At 50.0% G+C, this 19,928-nt stretch carries 17 protein-coding genes; 9 read left to right on the top strand and 8 right to left on the bottom strand.

Annotated elements, in window-relative coordinates:
* The first annotated feature begins 540 nt into the window (after positions 1-540).
* From rplU to ABEB26_RS25440, 7 genes are all read left to right on the top strand, one after another.
* Positions 541-858, top strand: coding sequence for a 50S ribosomal protein L21 (rplU, locus tag ABEB26_RS25470; RefSeq protein ID WP_041304517.1), 318 nt, complete (start codon positions 541-543; stop codon positions 856-858).
* A 41-nt stretch (positions 859-899) separates the two neighbouring features.
* Positions 900-1,166: a 50S ribosomal protein L27 gene (gene rpmA / locus ABEB26_RS25465; RefSeq protein WP_012190209.1), complete on the top strand. Its 267-nt coding sequence runs from the start codon at positions 900-902 to the stop codon at positions 1,164-1,166.
* A 26-nt stretch (positions 1,167-1,192) separates the two neighbouring features.
* The gene (gene rpmE, locus ABEB26_RS25460; RefSeq protein WP_486348334.1) at positions 1,193-1,510 is read left to right on the top strand and encodes a 50S ribosomal protein L31; all 318 of its coding nucleotides are present in this window, start codon (positions 1,193-1,195) and stop codon (positions 1,508-1,510) included.
* A 112-nt stretch (positions 1,511-1,622) separates the two neighbouring features.
* Complete coding sequence (locus tag ABEB26_RS25455) at positions 1,623-2,231, top strand: thymidine kinase (RefSeq protein WP_012190207.1); 609 nt, start codon at positions 1,623-1,625, stop codon at positions 2,229-2,231.
* An 11-nt stretch (positions 2,232-2,242) separates the two neighbouring features.
* Entirely contained in the window at positions 2,243-2,842 is a 600-nt protein-coding gene (locus ABEB26_RS25450; protein WP_345724904.1) for a phosphatase PAP2 family protein, read from the top strand.
* Between the two features lie 245 nt (positions 2,843-3,087).
* On the top strand, positions 3,088-5,148 hold the full coding sequence (locus ABEB26_RS25445; RefSeq protein WP_345724903.1) for a VanW family protein: 2,061 nt from the start codon (positions 3,088-3,090) through the stop codon (positions 5,146-5,148).
* Between the two features lie 17 nt (positions 5,149-5,165).
* Positions 5,166-6,245 carry a M14 family metallopeptidase gene (locus ABEB26_RS25440; protein WP_345724902.1) on the top strand — a complete coding sequence of 360 codons (1,080 nt, stop codon included), beginning with the start codon at positions 5,166-5,168 and terminating at the stop codon, positions 6,243-6,245.
* Here the strand turns inward: ABEB26_RS25440 and ABEB26_RS25435 are convergent.
* From ABEB26_RS25435 to mfd, 8 genes are all read right to left on the bottom strand, one after another.
* Complete coding sequence (locus ABEB26_RS25435; protein WP_345724901.1) at positions 6,222-6,596, bottom strand: diacylglycerol kinase family protein; 375 nt, start codon at positions 6,594-6,596, stop codon at positions 6,222-6,224. The genes ABEB26_RS25440 and ABEB26_RS25435 overlap by 24 nt on opposite strands.
* 232 nt (positions 6,597-6,828) lie before the next feature.
* A complete protein-coding gene (gene ybeY / locus ABEB26_RS25430; RefSeq protein ID WP_345724900.1) occupies positions 6,829-7,353 on the bottom strand; it encodes an rRNA maturation RNase YbeY in 525 nt (174 codons plus the stop codon).
* A gap of 28 nt (positions 7,354-7,381) precedes the next feature.
* The gene (locus tag ABEB26_RS25425; RefSeq protein ID WP_345724899.1) at positions 7,382-9,535 is read right to left on the bottom strand and encodes an HD family phosphohydrolase; all 2,154 of its coding nucleotides are present in this window, start codon (positions 9,533-9,535) and stop codon (positions 7,382-7,384) included.
* 3 nt (positions 9,536-9,538) lie between these two features.
* On the bottom strand, positions 9,539-9,985 hold the full coding sequence (locus tag ABEB26_RS25420; RefSeq protein WP_345724898.1) for a GatB/YqeY domain-containing protein: 447 nt from the start codon (positions 9,983-9,985) through the stop codon (positions 9,539-9,541).
* A gap of 105 nt (positions 9,986-10,090) precedes the next feature.
* A complete protein-coding gene (gene rpsU, locus ABEB26_RS25415; protein ID WP_012190199.1) occupies positions 10,091-10,288 on the bottom strand; it encodes a 30S ribosomal protein S21 in 198 nt (65 codons plus the stop codon).
* A gap of 126 nt (positions 10,289-10,414) precedes the next feature.
* On the bottom strand, positions 10,415-11,659 hold the full coding sequence (locus ABEB26_RS25410) for a metallophosphoesterase (protein ID WP_345724897.1): 1,245 nt from the start codon (positions 11,657-11,659) through the stop codon (positions 10,415-10,417).
* A 389-nt stretch (positions 11,660-12,048) separates the two neighbouring features.
* Positions 12,049-13,902, bottom strand: a complete 1,854-nt coding sequence (locus ABEB26_RS25405) for a peptide ABC transporter substrate-binding protein (RefSeq protein WP_345724896.1) — start codon at positions 13,900-13,902, stop codon at positions 12,049-12,051.
* Positions 13,903-14,209: 307 nt separating this feature from the next.
* A complete protein-coding gene (mfd, locus tag ABEB26_RS25400; RefSeq protein ID WP_345724895.1) occupies positions 14,210-17,833 on the bottom strand; it encodes a transcription-repair coupling factor in 3,624 nt (1,207 codons plus the stop codon).
* Positions 17,834-18,061: 228 nt separating this feature from the next.
* Here mfd and ABEB26_RS25395 point away from each other — a divergent pair, with 228 nt between their 5' ends.
* A complete protein-coding gene (locus ABEB26_RS25395; RefSeq protein ID WP_345724894.1) occupies positions 18,062-18,655 on the top strand; it encodes a Crp/Fnr family transcriptional regulator in 594 nt (197 codons plus the stop codon).
* Between the two features lie 72 nt (positions 18,656-18,727).
* A complete protein-coding gene (locus tag ABEB26_RS25390; RefSeq protein ID WP_345724893.1) occupies positions 18,728-19,453 on the top strand; it encodes an SDR family oxidoreductase in 726 nt (241 codons plus the stop codon).
* Positions 19,454-19,928 lie beyond the last annotated feature (475 nt).

The following is a 19,928-nucleotide window of genomic DNA, read 5'->3' as shown; positions in this document are numbered from 1 at the left end:
ATCAGAAAATGGTATACTGGGCATTGACGGAACTCCTGTTGATGGTTGGTAAGCACATCCATCGTGGGACTTCCGTCTTGCTTTGTCAAGGGATTTTTTCGTTATCACTCACATCAGGCGTATACTTAATAATTTATTAAAACAGGGTCAAAAGCTAGTTATATTTGTGGACTCTAAAAGTGACAATTGAGCTAACTCTAATAGGGGATAAATAACTTTCCTCACCCCTTAGCCCCCTCTTACGGCCAAGCAGGCGAGGGCGAAGCCTCCCATCTGACGGTTGAAACACCCCTCGCCCGCCGCAGTGGGAGATGGGCGGGGGTGAGGGATGCTGCTGGAAAGTATGGAAATTGTTGAAGTATTTTGCTTGATTTAAGCCATGCGCGAGGCCTAAAAATTCAAATCGGCGTGGTTGACAGCATCAAGGCTCTCTGATATAATCCGATGCCGTGTTGTAAAGAAAAAATGTTATAAGAGGGCGGGCAGATGCCCCTCTCTTTTTTATCGGCGGCGGACCAAACCGCCAGAAGGAGCGGCATCGTGTACGCCATTATTCGAGACCGTGGCCAACAGTATCGCGTTGAGCCAGGCCAAACATTGCAAATTGCCTTGACCGACGCTGAAGATGGAAGCACTATCGAATTTAATGAAGTCTTGATGGTTGGTGGTAGCGACACCCTTGTCGGCTCCCCATTGATCAGTGGCGCAGTTGTGAAAGCAACCGTTGGCGAAGTTGTGAAGGGCGAAAAGATTATCGTGTTCCGCTACAAAGCAAAGGCACGCTATCGCCGCCGTACCGGCCATCGCCAAAAATACACTGAAATCACCATCAACGATATTGTAGTTCCAAGCAAGTAATATGACCGCGCGGTTGGCCCGCGTCTGAAAGGAGCCTGCAAATGGCACATAAAAAAGGTGTAGGTAGCTCGCGAAACGGGCGCGACAGCAAGCCGCAAATGCGTGGAATCAAACGCTTTGGTGGTGAGTTGGTGCAGCCTGGTTCAATCATCGTTCGCCAATGTGGCACCAAAGTGCGCCCTGGCGCAAATGTTGGCCTTGGCCGCGATTACACCATCTACTCGATGATTGATGGTCATGTCAAATTCGAAGATTACAGCCGCACCCAAAAAATGGTGAGCGTTGTACCTGCTGAAGCTGAAGCCTAAACCAGCATCACCATCGAGGAGTTATCATGAAGAAGAACATTCACCCAAAATATTATCCAAATGCCAAAATTGTGGTGAACGGCGAAGAAGTCTTGATTACTGGCTCAACCAAGCCTGAATTGCGCTTGGACGTTTGGTCAGGCAACCACCCCTTCTACACCGGCGAACAACGCATTCTGGATACCGCTGGCCAAGTTGATCGCTTTATGAAGCGCTTACAAACAAGCCAAGAAAAGCAATCAGATGCCCAACGCCGCCGCGAAGCTCGCGCTCAACAAGCCCCCAAAAAGCGCAGCCTCTACGATGAAGTCTACGGCGAAGAATCAGCTTCAACCGAAGAATAAGGTTTCATCGGTGTTCTGATATTCGAAAGAGCCACGCGACACCACAAGGAATCGCGTGGCTCTTTTGTTGCCTCGCGACCCTCGTTCCTCTAAAATGCTATAAGGAGTTGTCATGCAACGTGGTGGGATTGAAGTTGTTTGCGGCAGTATGTTTAGCGGCAAGACCGAGGAGTTGATTCGTCGTGTGAAGCGTGCCCAAATTGCTCGGCAAAAAATCCAGGTGTTTAAGCCAGCGATCGATACCCGCTATTCTGATGAAGAAGTAGCTTCACATAATGGTGTGCGGGTCTTGGCAACGCCAGTGCAAACTGCTGCCGATATTGCCGCAGCGATCGCGCTTGAAACAACTGTCGTGGCGATTGATGAGGTGCAGTTTTTCGATCCAGCTGTGATCGATTTATGCGATTTGTTGGCGCATCGCGGCGTGCGGGTGATTGTCGCTGGCCTCGATCAAGATTTTCGTGGTGAGCCATTTGGCCCATTGCCGATCTTGCTCGCCAAAGCCGAAGAAGTGACCAAACTGCAAGCGATTTGTGTGATTTGCGGTCAGGCTGCCTCGCGCACCCAACGCTTGATCAATGGCATGCCAGCCTCATACGACGACCCAATTATTTTGGTTGGGGCGCAAGAAGCCTATGAAGCCCGTTGCCGCCGTTGCCATGAAGTGCCACGCACCTATCGTAATGGCAATCATGCCAAAGAAACCGCGGTCAATAGCTAATAATGGTGGGCTTGCAGCAACAACCAACTTCATCGCGGCCAAGCGCCGATTTTGCGCTAGCATTGTGCTCATTTGTTGGTTACTTTGCTGCAAGCCATGTCCCCGATCAGCCAGCCTATGTTGTGCCCGCCACCGTGCTTGATCGGGCGATTCCACTCATTCCTACCAGTGTGTGGCCTTATCTTTCGTTGTACCCCTTTTTGGGCTTGAATGCAGTCTATTTTTGGCCAAAACCCAAGCAAGCCCGTCGCGTGTTTCAGGCAATCACTCTACTCAATAGCCTTGGTTCGATCGTGTTTTGTAGTGTGCGAACGACTGTTCCGCGCCCTCAATCAACCACGAGTCGGCTGCTCGCTTGGCTTTGGCAGGTTGACCCTCCCTATAATGCTTTTCCAAGTTTGCATACCGCCTATGCAGTGGTTTTGGCCGCAGCCCATTGGCGGGTGCACTCACCGTGGCGCTGGCTAGTCAGTGCTTGGGCGCTGGCGATCATCATTAGTACCCTCACCACCAAACAACACCATTTCTGGGATGTGATTGGTGGCATTGGGCTTGCTCGGTTGGTTGCTGGCAAACTCTTCGCTGATTTATCACCCGCACATCAGCTTTAATTTGAACGACATAACCTCAGAGCAATGGTATAATAGCCACATTGTTTAAGTAGGAGCGTCCACGGTGAATAATCAGCAGCTTAAACAAATCTATCGAATTGTTTCGATTGTTTTGGTTGTACTTTTGGTGCTTTCGTTAGTCGCTAGCATTTTTATTGGCGTATAAGCAATGGATCATTACGTATCGGTACTATATTTGTTAGCCTGAGAAGATATTTGGTGTTTGGTCGCTAGGAGCGCTTGGCATGGCAGATGAATTTTATCAGAAATATGGCCCAATCGAGCGTCGTCGCCAAAATGGCGATGTGCAACAGTTTGATGCAACTGCTCCCTTGGCCGACGATCTCCCCGTTCGATCCGCTGCGCCGCCGAAGCGTCAACGCAGTCGCCTCCGCACATTTTTGTGGGGCGCTGGCATTACGCTAGGCTTGGTTGGCTTGTTGTTTGGTATCGGTTTGTGGTATCTCAATCGGACTTTTGAAGGCCGAATTTATCCAAATGTGGCGATTCAGGGCATCGATATGAGCCAGAAAACCCCTGAGGAAGCCAAGGCTTTGCTCACCGAACAATATGCCGATTTGCTCAAGCGTCCAGTTGGCCTAAGTTTCAATGGCCAAACTTGGGAGCCAAGCGCCGATCAAGCAGGCATCAGTCTTTCAATTGAGCAATCGGTTGATGAGGCCTATAGCCTTGGGCGTGGTGGCAACATCATCAATACCTTGCAGGCGGTTTCGGGCATTTGGCAAAATGGCTATGACATTCCGTTGGCAGTAACCGTTGATCAAGCGCAACTAAGCGAGTATCTGACGGCAGCAACCAACGATTTGATCACCGCGCCAGTCAATGCCAATTTGATCGTTGCTGGTAGTACTGCCACAATGACTCCAGCCCGCGAAGGCCGGCTGATTTTAATTGATGAAACTGCTCAAGATATTCTGACCCAATTGCAAACGCTCTCACCAGCACAGGTGGTTTTACGCACCGAAATGGTAATGCCAACCGTGCTTGATGATGGGGTGTTTGAAGCCAAACAAACCATCGATGCGGTGTTGCAATCGCCATTAACCTTGATTGCTGGCGATTTGCAATGGGAACTGAGCACCGATGATCTGCGAGCTTTGATTCGACTCGATACCCACACCGATGCTAATGGCAAAACTAAAATGGTGGCTTCGTTGAACGATCAAATGATTCGCCAACGGGTCGCAACTTTTGCCGATGAAATTGGGCGTGGCTCAGTCAACCCGCGCGTAGCCTGGGATGGTGGCGCACTGACGATTGTGCGCGAAGGCCGCACTGGTTTGCGCCTCGATGAAGAAGCCTCGGCTCGCCGCATTATCGAACAAGCCACGATTGGCGAAACTCGCACGATCGAGTTGGTTATTCGCGAAGTACAACCCGATGTCACCGCCGAGAATATTCAAAGCCTTGGGATTGTTGAAGCAGTTGGGGTTGGCAAAAGCTCTTACAAAGGCTCTGCTTCCTATCGCGTGACCAATATCAAAGCTGGCTCACGCTTGCTCGATGGGATTTTGATTAAGCCAGGTGAAGAATTCTCATTCAACAATGCGGTTGGTTCAATCGACGAAGCCAATGGCTTCGTCAAGGGCTATGCAATTGTTGGCAATCGCACCCAAGAAGAATGGGGCGGCGGGATTTGCCAAGATTCAACCACGCTGTTTCGTGCGGCCTTCCACGCTGGCTTGCCCATCACCGAACGCCATACCCACTCGTTCCGAATTTCGTGGTACGAAGTGTATGAACCCTATGGCATGGATGCTGCAATTTTCACCGGAGCCTTAGACTTCCGTTTTGTCAACGATACTGGCAACTGGTTGTTGCTCAACACCTATGTTGACGATTCGACTGCAACGGTGACTTATGCCTTGTATGGTACGGCTCCTCAGCGCGAAGTAATTCTCGATGGGCCTTATGTGACCAAAGAGTATCCCAAGCCAACCGAGCCAACCTACGTCGCTGATCCGAAAGAGCCAGTTGGGGTGTTCCATCAAACTGATACCGCCCGCGATGGCATGGATATCATCGTTTATCGCATTATCCGCCAAAATGGCCAAGTGATTTTGCGCGAGCCATTCAATACCCATTTCAAGCCATGGCCCGATATTTATGTGCATAATCCGGCGACTCCGTTGCCACCTAAGGGTTGTAAACCAACCGATCCATGTGCTAATCCGGCAACGCCAACGCCAGAACCACAGCCGCCGCAACAGCCGGAGCCAACACCTGAGCCACAACCAGAGCCAACGCCAGGTGGCGAGATTGTGGTACCAACACCAAATCCCTAATGAAAAAATATCTGCTCATGCTAACGATGGTCGCTGGATTGCTTGGCATTCCGGCGACCACCCTTGTTGCTCAAACCCCAACCATTGCGCCAACGCCTAACCCTAGCGCTGTGCCAGTTGTCGATTTGACCTTTGGAACTTCGTTGCAAGGGCGGGCGATTACGGGTACACGCTTTGGCAATGGCCCGCGCAAATTATTCATTGTATCGAATACCCACGGCGGCCCCGAAGCCAATACCTATCAATTGGCGCTGGCTTTGCTTGAGTATTTTCGCCAAAACCCTCAACAAGTGCCTGCTGATGTGAGCCTCTACATTATTCCGACGGTCAATCCCGATGGCTTGGCGATTGGCACCCGCTTCAATAGCCGCAGCGTTGATCTCAACCGCAATATGGATACCAATTTCGATGCCTGCCCCGAAAATGACTGGAATCAAACCGTCGAGGGAGCTTATGGCATTGTCTCGGATACGGGTGGGGCATTCGTTGAATCGGAATTGGAAAGCCAATTAGTGCGCGATTTGGTGCTCGATGCTTCGGCGGTGGTTTGGGTGCATAGCGATGGTGGCGATGTGTTTCCGGCTTTTTGTGAACATGGGCCATCAATCGCCTTAGCCCAAGCTTATGCTGAAGCTAGCGGCTATCGCTACGATCGTTATTGGCGCAACTATATGATTACTGGCGGCATGCACGATTGGGCAGGAGCACTCGGCATTGCTTCGATCACGCCAGAATTATCGACGGGCGAATTGCCTGATTTCGACGAGAATTTGCGGGCAGTGCAAGCAGTCATGGCACGTTCCGAGGAGTTGTTGCCGTTGGTAACGACGACCGTGGAATCAACCACCAACATCACCATGCCAACCTTATTGTGGCGCTATTGGCGTGCCCACGGTGGCCCTGATTTTTTTGGCTTGCCAATTTCGCCTGTGGTTGAGTATCAAGGTTGGCCAACCGTCTTTTTTGCTGAGCAACATTTAAGTTTAGTTCCCGATGGAGCTGAGCGCATGCAGCCTGCCATGCGTGGCGAGGGTGGTTTGGCGCTTTGGCAAGCCTATTTGCTTGATCAGCGTTCAACCAGCTATCAAGTGCGCTAAACGTGGCCAAACGATGATCGCGGCAATAATTAACGCCCCGATTGCCGCGATCAACACTGCGCCTGCTGCGACATCTTTGGCGCGGCCAGCGAGCGGATGGTATTCAGGCGAAACTAAATCGACAACGCTTTCGATTGCGGTGTTCACCGCTTCTAACGCCAAGACTATCACGCTAATTAAGCTTACTGCTAGCCATTCATTGGCGTTGATCTTCAACAACCAGCCAAAAAAAAGCACCACCGCGATGGCCAAACAATGTATTTGAGCGTTGCGTTGGCTGCGAATTAAGATCCAAATGCCGCGAAAGGCATAACCAAAGCCACAAATAAATTTCCAAAGCGCCTGAAGCATTCCATAGATTCCCAAATGTAGAACATAGAGCATAGAATATAGAACATAGGAACTGGGGATCAGGGGCTAGGGGTCAGGCATTGGGCATAGCAGGATAATCACATAAATCTGTGGAATCTGTGGCTAAAAACTTAGACTTCATGCCCCTTCGCGTGCTTCGCGGTTTCGAGCTTCGTACCCTTAATGTCCTTTCTGGATCAATTGCTAGCCCCTGATCCCCGACCCCTAGTCCCTAAACAAACGGCTCGGTTTCGCGGGTGATGCCAAGTGTGCTGAGGGCTTTTTCTTCGCGCTGGCGCATATCCTCGCGTTCCTCGTCGGTTTCATGATCGTAGCCGAGCAAATGCAATGTGCCGTGGGCGACCAAATAGCACAATTCGCGGCGGCTTGAATGGGCATATTCTTGGGCTTGAGCCAATACCCGTTCATACGAAATTGCCAAATCGCCGAGATAGGCCGCTTCGTCAGCCTCAGGATCATCGAATTCATCATCATCGTACACGCCGTCGGGCACGATAAAATCATCGTCATCATCTTCGTATTCGCCAAACGAAAGCACATCGGTTGGCCGATCAACGCCGCGATATTGGCGATTGAGTTCATGCAATTCTTGGTCATTGGTGATTCGGATGCCAATTTCCCATGTGCCAGTTTGGCCTTCATCGGCCAGCACTTGGGCCACGACTTGCTCTAATAAACTGGTATCAAGCGCAAGATCGGTGGGCACAACTTCAATATGGGCTGTTAGTTCTAACATACCGCGCAAATTCCTTGTTGGTAGATTATTATTTATTTTGCGGTTCCCGCATTAATTTGGGATACTCAACCCGTGGATGATAGATCCCTTGCAGTGTTTTGACAAACGATTGGCGAATCGTGTTGAGATCTTTTTGGGTAAGCGGGCATTGATCAAGCTGGCCGCTGGCAAGGCGCATATCGATGCTTTGGTTGACGACTTGGGCAATGCTTTGACAACCTTTGGGTGCTTGTTGATCATCGTCATCGTGACGTTCAGCTACCAACATGCCCGATTGCTCTTTGGAGCGCACGGTTGCCTCGACTCCATCAGCCAACATCAAAATAGCAGTTTCCTTGGATTGGGGTTTGGGGCCAGGGTAGCGATAATCGTTGATATCAACGCTATCTTGAGCTTGTAAGGCTTGCTGATAGAAATAGCGAATCACATCGGTGCCATGATGTTCAACGATAAAATTAACAATTTGCTCAGGAAGCTTATGCTGCCGCGCGATTTTAGCTCCCTCGATTACGTGATCTGCAATTAATTTGGCGCTGGTTTGTGGATCAAGGTTATCGTGAACATTTGAGCGATCATATTGATTATCGGTGAAGAAGAATGGCCGCAACATTTTGCCAATATCGTGATAGTAGGCTCCCACGCGAGTTAGCAAGGTATCAGCGCCAATTCGTTCAGCGGCTTGTTCAGCCAAATTGCTGACAACGACCGAGTGATGATAGGTGCCAGGCGCTTCTTGCATGAGGCGGCGCAGTAGCGGCTGGTTGGGGTGGGCCAACTCCAATAATTGCATTGGGGTAACGATGCCAGCGATCCGCCCAAGTACATTATGCAAGGTCAACGACATCATCGCGGTGATGCCACCATTGAGCATGCTAAAGATCAAGGTGAACATGGTTTGTTGCCACGTTACGCCTTGGGGCTGAATCAAACGCCAAATCATGGCAGTGGCGAATACCCCAAGCGCAATCCAAACGCCAGCCATCATAAAGGCCATCGCTCGGTCGGCGCGGCGAATTGCATAGATGCCACATAAGGCTCCGGCAAAGCTGATCATGCCAACTTGGAGTGCGCCTTCGCCCAAAAACATCATCACAATTGAAACTAAAGCTGAAATAACTAAGGCCAAATTGTTGTTAAATAGCGCCGCCAACGGAATCGCAATTACCGCCAACGCAAAGGTTTCGGGGAAATTCAACCATGTGTTGAGGAAAATTCGCCCAAATAAAATTGGAATAACCATCAAAATCAAGATCACTAGCAATGCCCGCGGCCAAGTCAACAAGTTATGATGATCGATGTAGAGTGCTGTGCATAAGGCCAACGCCACTAAGAGCGCCAGCAAGAAGCGCCCCATAAAGCCATCAAAGCCTAATTCGGGCGTGATCAGGCCCATCTTGATTAAGGTTTCATATTGTTCAGCCGAAACCGTATCGCCTTGGCGCACAATATTTTGACCATTGACGATATCTTTTGAGACCGATTGGATGGCATTGCGGGCGGTTTGTTGGCGACGTTCAGTTTCTTCTTGATTCAGGGTGCGATTAACATGCAAAGTTTGCTCAACCAAATAGAGCACAACCGCCCGTTGATCTGGCTTTAAACTGCTGGGCAAGTTGTAAGGCAAATAGCGCACTTTAATTTCGGCGAGGGTAGTTTCATCAATTGAATAATTATTTTCGCGCAGCGTTCGATCATACAAGGCATTGGTTTGATCTTTGATGCGTTGCCACGTATCGTCATCAGCTTCAAGGATGGTGATGGCGAGAGTATCGGAGAGTGGCAATGATGGCAATTCAGTCAGTTGTCCGCGTTGTTGATCAAGGTTGAGGCTGGGATTTTCGCGAACCGAGTTAATCACGCTGAAGGTTGCCTGAAGTTGTTCGCGCTGCTGGCCATGAATTTGGGTATCTTCGTTATAGACCAAGTTGCGGGGGTCGTTGGCGGCTTCACGGCGTTTGGCCTCGGTCAGCAAAGGGCTTTCAAAGGTCAAATCGCGGTCGGCGTTGATGGTGCGTGGGCTAGGGCGGCCAACCATAATATCTTGGTTGATCGCCGAGCGCCAGGTAAAAATCAAGGTCAAAATCAGCGTGAGCACGGCCCCAAAGAGCACCAACACCAAATGGTGGTGATGCTCGATGAACGAACGCAACAAGGTTTTTAAGCGATATGAACGAACTATCATGGCTTAGGCACTAAGTAATGAGCGCACAACCTCGTTGATGACGCGACCTTCGGCTTTGCCTTTGAAGCGTTGCATCGCCACAGGCATTACTTTGGAAAGATCGGCGATGCTAGTTGCGCCAAGCTCACTAATAATAGCAGCAATTTCAGGCCGCAATTGATCAGCGCTGAGCATGGTTGGTAAATAGGCCTCAATCATGCCCAATTCGACTTCTTCACTGGCTGCCAGGTCAGGGCGATTAGCTTTGGTGTATTCGGCCATAGCATCGCGGCGACGCTTGGCTTCTTTTTGAATCACCCCAACTGCTTCAACTTCCTCAAGATCGCGCCGAAGATCAATCTGGGCATTTTTGAGCGATGCAAGCATCATGCGAATTGTATCGAGCCGTTGTTGCTCTTTATTGCGCATGGCCTGTTTCATATCTTCTTGCAATTGGTGTTGAATCGACATAGTTAAACCTCTTTGATTAATCTGCAACTCTCATGATACATAAAAATCGCCACAGTGTGGGGTATCCACAAGCTGCGGCGATTTGGGGTGCGTCATGCGAATTGCTTAGTTGTTGGCTTCACGAGCCATCTTTTGCAATTTACGCAGACGAGCAGCTTCCTTGCGCTTGCGTTTAACGCTAGGCTTTTCATAATGCTCACGGCGACGGGCTTCCGTCAAAATGCCATCAGCTTGCACGGCCTTGTTAAAACGGCGCAGTGCTTTGTCGATTGATTCATTTGAATCTACCGAAATGCTTGCCACTAGAATTCACCCCCTTTATTTGGCGTTTCGTACAACCATAAAAATTGACACGTAATGACTATTATACAGCAAAAATCCAGATTGCGCTCATTCGTTGGCCCTGAGCGACCTCAGTCCTGAGTCGGGCTAGGCTTTGGCATTAACCAAATTGATTAATGTGATTTCTGGAGCCGAACGAAATCGCAAGGGCGGCCCGGTAAAGCCGAAACCACTGTTGACATACACCTGCGATTTGCCTAAATCGTAATGACCGCGCACAAAATATTCAGCATTGCCAACCAGCTGGTCGGTGAGAATCGGCACTTGGAATTGGCCGCCATGGGTATGCCCCGATAGAATCACATCAAGCTGATAGTTGGCGACAAAATGCGGCACAATCACTGGATTATGCACCATCGCCAACCGCGCGACATCTTTGGGTGTGCCTTTCAAGGCTGCCTCAGGATTGATGCTTTCAGGGCTGAGCCGTGGCCCGCCGCTACGATTATGGCGGGGATCATCAAAACCCACTAGCACCAATTGATCAGCACCCCTCCGCAAAACCGTATGCTGATTGACCAACAAGCCTAAATCGTGGCGTTGAATGGCTTGTTTAATTGTATCGATCTTGCCGCTGTAGTAATCGTGATTGCCCAGCACCGAATAAATGCCTTCGGGCGCACGCAGTTGGCGGAATGGCTCGGTCGCTGCATCAGCAAAGCGTGCATCCCAATCAACAAAATCGCCAGTGAGCAGCACCATATCAGGGTTGAGTTGGTTGATTTGGGCAACAGCGCGGGCCAAATCGGCACTAGTCGTATAAGCATTGATATGCAAATCGCTCATTTGGGCGATGCGCATGCCGCGAAAGCGTTCAGGCAAGTTGGCGATGGGCAAATTAACTTCGCGCACCTGAATCTGATATGGCTCGATTAACATGGCATAACCAACTACTCCACCAACCAGCCCTGATTCGAGTAAAAATCGGCGGCGACTGAGTGGTCTGGTCGCAATAGTTGGGCTGGTTGCAAGCTGAATTTCTGGTGCTGATTCAAGTTCAACAGCTTGTTCAGGTTGGAGCTTGGGCTTGCCTCGCAGGGGTTGCGCCAATTTAAGTATCTGACCGACAACCCAGCGGCGAGTGCGAATTGGTCGCAAGATCAACAAAAGCCAGAGGGTAAATGGTATGACCATCAACAGGCGCATGCCAAATTCGGCGACAAAATGAGCTGGACCTTGTAGGTTGCTGAGCCATTCTGCGCCGCTGAAATAGCGAATCATCAAAAAGATGATTGCAACACAACTGATCCATAGTACTAGCCAAATAACTACGTTGCTGGCCCAACGTCCAGTCTGATACATACGTTTTGCCCAAGGATTAATTGCTGCCATGCCGATAGATCTCCTCATATGATCGATATCCATAGGCTACCTTGAATTGGTTAAAGAAATTGCAACCATGGTGTAAGCATTTGATGAGCAATTGTTAACAAGGCAAAGAAAGTAAGAAGGATGAATTATGAAGGATGAAGATTAGAACATCGGGAGCTTGGCGATAGGCTTTGGGCTATTTCGGACAATTATTGCTGAAATTCGGGCAATATGGGGCGAAAAAATGTGTTCGTGGATTATTTTAATGCAGAGGCTCAGAGCACGTGAGGGGTCAGAATTCAGAGGCGAGGGATCAGGAGTTTGAACAGGGTACTGTAACCTGATCCCTGACCGCTGATCCCTCGCCCCTTCGTGCTCTTCGTGTTCTTCGTGGTTAACGGATCAAAACGTTATTGGGCTAATTCCCAGGTTTCGATGTTGTAGAAATCTTGTTGGCTGGTTGGATCGAGCTTGAAGCCGCTGATTGTTTTGCGAGCAGCCCCAACGTTGATCCGTTGATATAACGGCAAGGTTGGTAAATCGCGGTTAAAGATTTGTTGGGCTTGGCTGAGCAATGGCAAGCGGCCAGCTCGTTCGATAATGCTTTGGCTTTCAAGCGCTACTTTATCGTAATCGGGGTTACAGTAGCCAGTGTTGTTTTGACCAGCATAACCATTGGCTGCGGTTGGCACTTGGCTGCACAAATACAATGGAGTTGATGGTTCAGGGCCACTGACCCAGGCATACAAGGCCATATCGTAGCGACGACCAGCCAAAATGCCTTCTTCGCCATTCTTGAATAAGGCATCAGTGCCAGGCACGAACTTCAATTCAGCATCAATTCCGACATCGCGCAAATATTCTTGCACCAATTGGGCGACTGATTGGCGCGTGGCATTGCCTTCAGTTGTGAAGAATTCGATCGTGAATGGTTGACCATCTTTGACCAAAATGCCGTCATCGCCTGCAACCCAGCCCGCTTCGTTGAGCAATTGAATTGCTTTATTGGGATCAAAGACATAAGGGTTGATCACGCTGGAATCGCTGGGGTAGGCCCAGTGATCATCAGGCATGAAGCTGTTCATGGCGACGGTTTTGCCAAACAACACTTGATCGATGATCTCTTGGCGGTTGATTGCATAAGCGACTGCTTGACGCACGTTGGCATCAGCAAATGGGGTAGCAACGCCATCGCCGCGCTCAACTGCAAAGTCGATATGTTCCCAAACCGTGGCTGGCACATATTGAATATCAAATTCAGCGCCTGCTTGCAGTTCATCAAGTGATGGAGCTTGGCCTAACGATAAGCCAATTTGGCCAACGACATCGATTTCGCCTGATTGCAATTGTTGCAAAATTTGATCTTCGCTGGTGACGAATTTATAGATTACGTTGCTAATTTTGGGCAGGCCTTGCTTTGCCCCCCAATAATTTGGATTAGCGCTCAGCGTAACCCGTTCTTGCGGTACATATTCGTCGATTTTGTAAGGGCCATAGGCCAAGGGCTTGCTGGCATAATCGCTGCCACCGATGGTTGCTGCATCGACATTGCCGAGCACATGCTTGGGTTCGGGGCCAAGTGCGCCACCTGCGTAGTTCAAGAAATAAGTTGAATCTTGATAGCCAGGCACGCCATACCAGCTAAATGTTTGATCATCAACTTTTTCGTATTTGGCGGTGTGCTCGATGGTGAAACGGCTGGCAACTTTGGTGCCCGGGTTGGCATACAGCTCGGCGGCAAACAAAAAGTCATCGGCAGTGACTGGCGTGCCATCTTCCCAAGTAATGCCATCGATCAACTTCCAAGTAACTTTGACTTGGGGCAATTCGATTGGCCCAGTCAAAACGCTGGTATCAGTGATCAATTCATTATCGATCACAAATGGGCCAGTATAGCTTTGATCAACTTTTACCATTTCTTCGACTGCACCGCCATTTTCAAAGGTGGGCAATTCAGCAAAACAGACCGATTGATAATCGTAGCTGAGGGTCGTTACACAGGCTGGTTGAACTGAGTTTAACACTTGGGTGGTGGCGCTCGATTGCGATTCCATCCCAAATAAAGTATCTGGCGATTGGCTCATCCCAATGATGACAATGCCATCGCTGCTGGGTTGCGACCCAGTATCAGTACCTGGCTCAACGACGGCGGTGGCCTCGTTGCTGCCAGTGGTTGGTTGTGTGGTGCTGGTGCTGCTACCGCATGCTGCCAAAATCGCGCCAGTAAGCACGATGGCGGCTAAGCGTTTGCTTCGTTCGAACATGACTGGAATCCTCTTTCCTGTATCCAAAAAATCTGCCAACTAAAAACGAAAAAAGCTGCGCCTGCGTCTTCCCGGAACGCACGCCTCGCTTTTTTTCGCTGTGGCCTGTTTTGTTGTGGCTGGGTATTGATACCCGACCGGTGAATGCACGTTGGTTGTGCAAGCTCAAGACGGTGCATTCACTAAAACTATAGCAGATCTAATAGTTTTATGCAAATATGCAGTTTCTGTGATATTTATAGCTATAAAGTTCAAAATTTGATTAAAAAGTATGCTTGATTAAGCATATTGATCGAACATAATCCGATTAATTACCAATTTTGTTGAGTGCTTCGAGCAACTGCCGCAGCACAACTTCCCAATCATCGCGCAACACCCGCCGATCAAGCCGGGCCAATTGCGGGCCGATTACTACGCCGCGTGGTGATTCGCGCTGAAGTTGCTCACGGTCAAGATAAACGCTCTTGGGCAAGCGTACAGTTATTTCATTATCATCGGAGATAATCGAAATCACGCCAGCTTGTAAGGCCAAAACCTTGATTGTCAGCAAATCGAGCAGGCGGGCGGCTGGCTCTGGCACAGGCCCGAAGCGATCTTCTAATTCTTGGCGTAGCATACGAATATCGCGAGTTGAACGCGCCTCAGCAATATGTTGGTAAACCCGCAAACGCAGCGGCTCGTCATCAACATAATTTTGTGGCAGGTAGGCATTAATCGGCAGATCAATGCTGACCATCGCATCGGGCAAGACTGGATCATCGGTATCGCCACTAAAACTGCTACGCGCCGAAACCACTGCTGCTCGGCGCAGAGCTTCGACTGCGCGGGCGCGTTGAGCCTTTTGTTCGCCAGCTTTTTGCTGTTGGCCGCGTTTACGTTCCTCGCGCACGCGCTCGACTGCCTGCGAAAGCAATCGCGAGTAAAGATCAAAACCAATCGTGGTGATATTGCCTGATTGTTCAGCTCCAAGCAGATTGCCAGTGCCACGAATTTCTAGGTCGCGCATGGCGATGCGGAAGCCTGCACCCAATTCGGTGGCCTCTTGAATTGCCTCAAGCCGTTTTTGGGCTTCTTCGCCCATCGATTTGGTGGGATTGTAGAACATATAGGCATAGCCGCGCTGGGTTGAGCGCCCAACCCGCCCGCGCAATTGATAAAGCTGAGCTAGGCCATAGGTTGTTGCATCATCAATAATCATGGTGTTGGCACTAGGCACGTCGATGCCGCTTTCGATAATCGTCGTACAGACAAAGACATCAAACAAGCCTTCGAAAAATTGTAGAATCACTTTTTCGAGTGCCTTTTCAGGCATTTGGCCATGGCCAACCCCGATTCGCGCCTCGGGTACTAATTTTTGCAGGCGATTGGCGACGGTATAAATCGATTGCACCCGATTGTGGACGAAATAGGCTTGGCCATTACGCCCTAATTCGCGCAAAATTGCATCGCGCACCAACATTTCGTTGTAGGGCTGCACATAGGTTTTGATCGGCATGCGATCGTCGGGTGGCGTGTCGATCACGCTTAAATCGCGAATACCCGACAAGGCCATGTGCATTGTGCGCGGAATCGGCGTGGCGGTTAATGTCAGCACATCAATTTCATGGCGTAATTTTTTAAGTCGCTCTTTATCTTTAACTCCGAAGCGTTGTTCTTCGTCGATAATCACCAAGCCAAGCTGCTTAAAATGGATATCGCTGGATAAAATCCGATGCGTACCAACCACAATATCAATTTCGCCCTTGGCGATGCGTTCGGTAATTGATTTTTGCTGTGATGCTGAGCGAAAGCGCGAAAGCATTTCGATCCGCACTGGAAACATCTGCATGCGCCGCGAGAAGGTTTCAAAATGTTGCTGGGCCAGCACGGTGGTTGGCACAAGCACCGCAACTTGACGACCATCTTGCACCGCTTTGAAAGCGGCACGTAAGGCAACTTCGGTTTTGCCAAAGCCCACATCGCCACAGATCAGCCGATCCATTGGGCGAGTATTTTCCATGTCGCTTTTGACTTCTTCGATTGCACGGAGTTGATCGTCGGTCTCAGTATAGGGAAAACTATCTTCGAGTTCGCGTTGCCACGAGGTGTCGCTGCTGTAGGCAAAGCCCTCGACCAACTGGCGAGCTGCGTATAAATCGAGCAATTCAGTCGCAAGTTCTTCAACATCGGCACGCACTTTGCGCTTGGCCCGCTCCCAATCCGAGGTTCCCAAGCGGGTGAGGGTTGGCTTGCCTTCGCCGGCCCCGATATAGCGCGAAACTCGATCGACTTGATCGACTGGCACATATAATTTATCGCCAGAAGCGTAGCGCAGCACCAAAAACTCGCGTTCAGCGCCGCTGGCTTCGATCCGTGATAAACCCTCGTATTGAGCGATGCCATGCTCGATATGCACCACATAATCGCCAACTTTGAGCGATTGTAGAAAAGCTGTGCGATCGCTTTCGGTGCGCTGTTTGCGGGCACGGGTTGAGAGTGCTCGGCGTTGTTGCCAGCCAAAAATCTCGCTATCACTTAAAATGGTTAAACGCAACGGGTCGCTGCTAAAACCACCTGATAAATTGCCATGGCGAATGATGATCGTGCCGCTTTGGAATGGCGGATCGTCGATATCGGGGCCATCTTCTTCGCCGATTAGGGCTAAATTGTGTTGGCTGGCCAATTCGCGGAGCCGACTAGCCTGTGGTGAAATCAACACCACTCGTTCGCCGCCAACCAAGCGTTCGCGCAAATCTTCAAACAGGCGATCAGTTTGGCCGCCATAGGACGCAGCTTGGCTAAATGTATTAATTTCATGCACAAAGCTATCGTTTTGATCATCGGCGATTGGCTGATTGCTGAGATTGAGGCAACTCCAGCGTTGAATCGCTCGTCGAATAAACGTCCAAGCAATTAATGGAAACGGAAAATCAGCTGGTAATTCGTTATTTTCAATTTGAGTGCTGCGCACCAAATCAGCATGGCTTTGCAATTCGATGCCTTGAGCATTCAATTCATGCTCTTCGGAAAGCAGGATGATCGCTGAGGCTGGCAAATGTTGCCATAACCCAGCTTCGACTGCTTCGTGGGGCGTGCGAAAAAACGGGGCATAAAAGGCCCGCCCTTCAAAGCGCTGACCAGTTTCAAGATGTTCGCGGGCGGTGGCCCATTCGTGTTGTACTTCGCGCCGCAAGCTGGCAATTTGCAACTGTTCGATCCGCTTAATCGCCTCGGTTCGTCGCCAAAACGGAATTTCATGAGCTGGGCTGATTTGAATTTGGCGCACGCGTTTATCTGAGCGCTGCGAAATTGGGTCGTAAATACGCAAACTTTCGAGCTGATCATCCCAAAATTCGAGCCGAATAGGGCGTTCGCTGGTTGGCGGAAAAATATCAATAATTCCGCCGCGCTGACTGAGATCGCCTGGTTGCTCGGCGGTTGGGCCAACCCGATAGCCCAAACTGACCCAGTGGGCGAGCAACTTGCGTGGATCATGCTGGTCGCCTTGGCGCAATAAGCGCGTGGCAAACTGAAATTCTTCAGGGGTCATGGTGGGTTGCATCAAGGCTTTGACCGAAGCGACTACGCAGATCGGTTCGCTAGCATGCAAGCGCCCGAGCACTGCCAAGCGTTGCGCTACAATCCCAATATCCGCCGACATGTGTTCGTAGGGCAGGGTATCAGTCGGTGGAAAGAGCATGACATTTTCGCCGAGCCATGCAGTTAGGTCGGCGTGCATGCGCACCGCAGCATCAGGTGTAGCGGCAATCAACAAACTGCTCCGATGTTGCAGGGTCGCAATGGCTGCGACGACGCGGCGTGCTGCACTTGGTACAGGCGTGATTGTGCGGGTTGTATTTGGTTGGGCTGCTGCTAAGGCCGCTTGAAGTTGCGGCTCGCTGGCAAAAAGCGCCTGAATATCTGCTAGCAACGTATCAACATGATCTGTCATTGTGCGCCACCGCTTTAAACAATTCAAATATTGCTATTGTACCTTAATTAGCTTAAATCAAACATGTTAGGGGTCAGAATTTAGGGATTAGGGGCATGGAGTGAGGCTATGGGCTGAAGACTCTAGGCTACCGGAGATTGGTTAGAAACTCAAAGCCAATAGCCAATAGCCCAAAGCCAACCTTACGAGTTCTTCGTGGTTAAAAAAGTAAAAATCGATTGGAGTTGAATGATGGCGATCGATGGCTATGAATTAATGCGGCGCAGTTTTCAGCAGCTTGCGCCGATTCCGCCTGAGCAAATGCAGGCTTGTCTCAATTTGTTCAAGCCGCGTTTTTTAGCTGCCGAGCAAATTTGGTTGCATGCTGGTGAGACGACGAATGAAGTGGGATTTTTGGTCGATGGCTTACTGCGCTTCTACTATTTAACTGCCGACGGCGAGGACTGGACCAAATCGTTTTGTCTGCCTGGCGATTTAATTGGCGGGTATCGCGCTTTATTATTGAATGAGCCATGTCAATTTACGATTGAGACCCTGTTGCCAAGCCATTATTTAGTTGCCAATTATGCTGATTTTGCCGTCTTGACTGCCCAACACCCCTGCTGGGATCGCGTGTTGCGGCGGGTGGCTGAAGGCTTATTTATCAAAAAAGAACAGCGCGAGAGTAGCCTGTTGCTTGATGATGCAACCACCCGTTATCAACGCTTTTTGGTCGATTTTGCAGGCGTGGCAGGCGTGATCAAGCAATATCACATTGCTTCGTATTTAGGAATTACGCCGGTTAGTTTGAGTCGCATTCGTCGTCAATTGCGCGACGATTAACCTATGATAATGCATTGCAAACTTGAACCCGCTAGAGTAAGCGCAGGAAATTGATCTAGCGAGGTAACTTCAATGCAAACCACAGGACATACAGTCTTAATTACGGGCGGCGCAGCTGGGATTGGACGAGCTTTAGCCCTGCGTTTTGCTCAAGCAGGCAACCAAGTAATTGCAGTTGGTCGCGATGCCCAAAAATTGACTGAACTCAAGGCTGCTCAGCCAGCGATCACCATAATTCAAGCTGATTTAGTTCAAGCCGATGAACGCCAACGCTTAGCCGAGCAAGTTCCAAATATCTCAATTTTAATTAATAACGCTGGGGTGCAATATCATGGCGATTTGATCGAGCAGCAATATGCTCAAGTTGAGCGTGATCAAGAAATTGCGATTAATTTAACTGCGCCGATTGATTTGATTCAGCGCTTTTTGCCCAAGCTTCAACAGCAACCAGAGGCGGCGATTATCAATGTTTCATCGGGTTTGGCCTTGGTTCCCAAGCAACAAGCACCGATTTATTGTGCTACCAAAGCTGGAATTCATATTTTTACTAAGGCATTGCGCTGGCAACTTGAGCAAACGCGGGTACGGGTATTTGAAATTATTCCATCGTTGGTCGATACGGCGATGACAGCGGGTCGTGGCAAGGGCAAAATCAGCCCCGAAGCTTTGGTTGAGGAGTTTTGGCGTGGTTTTAGCCGTGATAAATATCAGTTGGCGATTGGCAAGGTCAAACTGTTAATTCAATTACAGCGTTTTGCGCCAAGCGTGGCCGATCGTTTGATGCGCTATGGACGCTAGAGGATTCCCTCTCTCTAATCCTATAAGGGTAGGTTGTTAACAACGGTTATGTGGTATGTACTGTCGATTTTCATGCCCTCACCCCCTAGCCCCCTCTCCCGCCCAGCGAGGCGAGGGGGAACCAGCTCATCATGCATGAGATTAGAATGCCCCTCGCCCGCCGCAGTGGGAGAGGGGTTGGGGTGAGGGGTCTTAACAACCTATCTTATAAGGTTACCTCCCCTGCCGCCCAGCGAGGCGAGGGGGAACCAGCTCATCATGAGATTAGAATGCCCCTCGCCCGCCGCAGTGGGAGAGGGGTTGGGGTGAGGGGTCTTAACAACCTATCTTATAAGGTTACCTCCCCTGCCGCCCAGCGAGGCGAGGGGGAACCAGCTCATCATGCATGAGATTAGAATGCCCCTCGCCCGCCGCAGTGGGAGAGGGGTTGGGGTGAGGGGTCTTAACAACCTATCTTATAAGGTTACCTCCCCTG

Source organism: Herpetosiphon gulosus (genome assembly GCF_039545135.1).
GTDB lineage: Bacteria > Chloroflexota > Chloroflexia > Chloroflexales > Herpetosiphonaceae > Herpetosiphon > Herpetosiphon gulosus.
The sequence above is the reverse complement of the archived record's forward strand: the minus strand, read 5'-3'. Positions and strand labels throughout refer to the sequence as shown.

Bases quoted from the DNA above. Each gene is read 5' to 3' on its own strand.
- ABEB26_RS25425 (WP_345724899.1), bottom strand. From the start codon at position 9,535: ATGATAGTTCGTTCATATCGCTTAAAAACCTTGTTGCGTTCGTTCATC.
- ABEB26_RS25405 (WP_345724896.1), bottom strand. From the start codon at position 13,902: ATGTTCGAACGAAGCAAACGCTTAGCCGCCATCGTGCTTACTGGCGCG.
- mfd (WP_345724895.1), bottom strand. From the start codon at position 17,833: ATGACAGATCATGTTGATACGTTGCTAGCAGATATTCAGGCGCTTTTT.
- ABEB26_RS25395 (WP_345724894.1), top strand. From the start codon at position 18,062: ATGATGGCGATCGATGGCTATGAATTAATGCGGCGCAGTTTTCAGCAG.
- ABEB26_RS25440 (WP_345724902.1), top strand. From the start codon at position 5,166: ATGCTAACGATGGTCGCTGGATTGCTTGGCATTCCGGCGACCACCCTT.
- rpmA (WP_012190209.1), top strand. From the start codon at position 900: ATGGCACATAAAAAAGGTGTAGGTAGCTCGCGAAACGGGCGCGACAGC.
- ABEB26_RS25445 (WP_345724903.1), top strand. From the start codon at position 3,088: ATGGCAGATGAATTTTATCAGAAATATGGCCCAATCGAGCGTCGTCGC.
- ABEB26_RS25455 (WP_012190207.1), top strand. From the start codon at position 1,623: ATGCAACGTGGTGGGATTGAAGTTGTTTGCGGCAGTATGTTTAGCGGC.
- ABEB26_RS25435 (WP_345724901.1), bottom strand. From the start codon at position 6,596: ATGCTTCAGGCGCTTTGGAAATTTATTTGTGGCTTTGGTTATGCCTTT.
- rpmE (WP_486348334.1), top strand. From the start codon at position 1,193: ATGAAGAAGAACATTCACCCAAAATATTATCCAAATGCCAAAATTGTG.
- ABEB26_RS25420 (WP_345724898.1), bottom strand. From the start codon at position 9,985: ATGTCGATTCAACACCAATTGCAAGAAGATATGAAACAGGCCATGCGC.
- ABEB26_RS25390 (WP_345724893.1), top strand. From the start codon at position 18,728: ATGCAAACCACAGGACATACAGTCTTAATTACGGGCGGCGCAGCTGGG.
- ybeY (WP_345724900.1), bottom strand. From the start codon at position 7,353: ATGTTAGAACTAACAGCCCATATTGAAGTTGTGCCCACCGATCTTGCG.
- ABEB26_RS25410 (WP_345724897.1), bottom strand. From the start codon at position 11,659: ATGGCAGCAATTAATCCTTGGGCAAAACGTATGTATCAGACTGGACGT.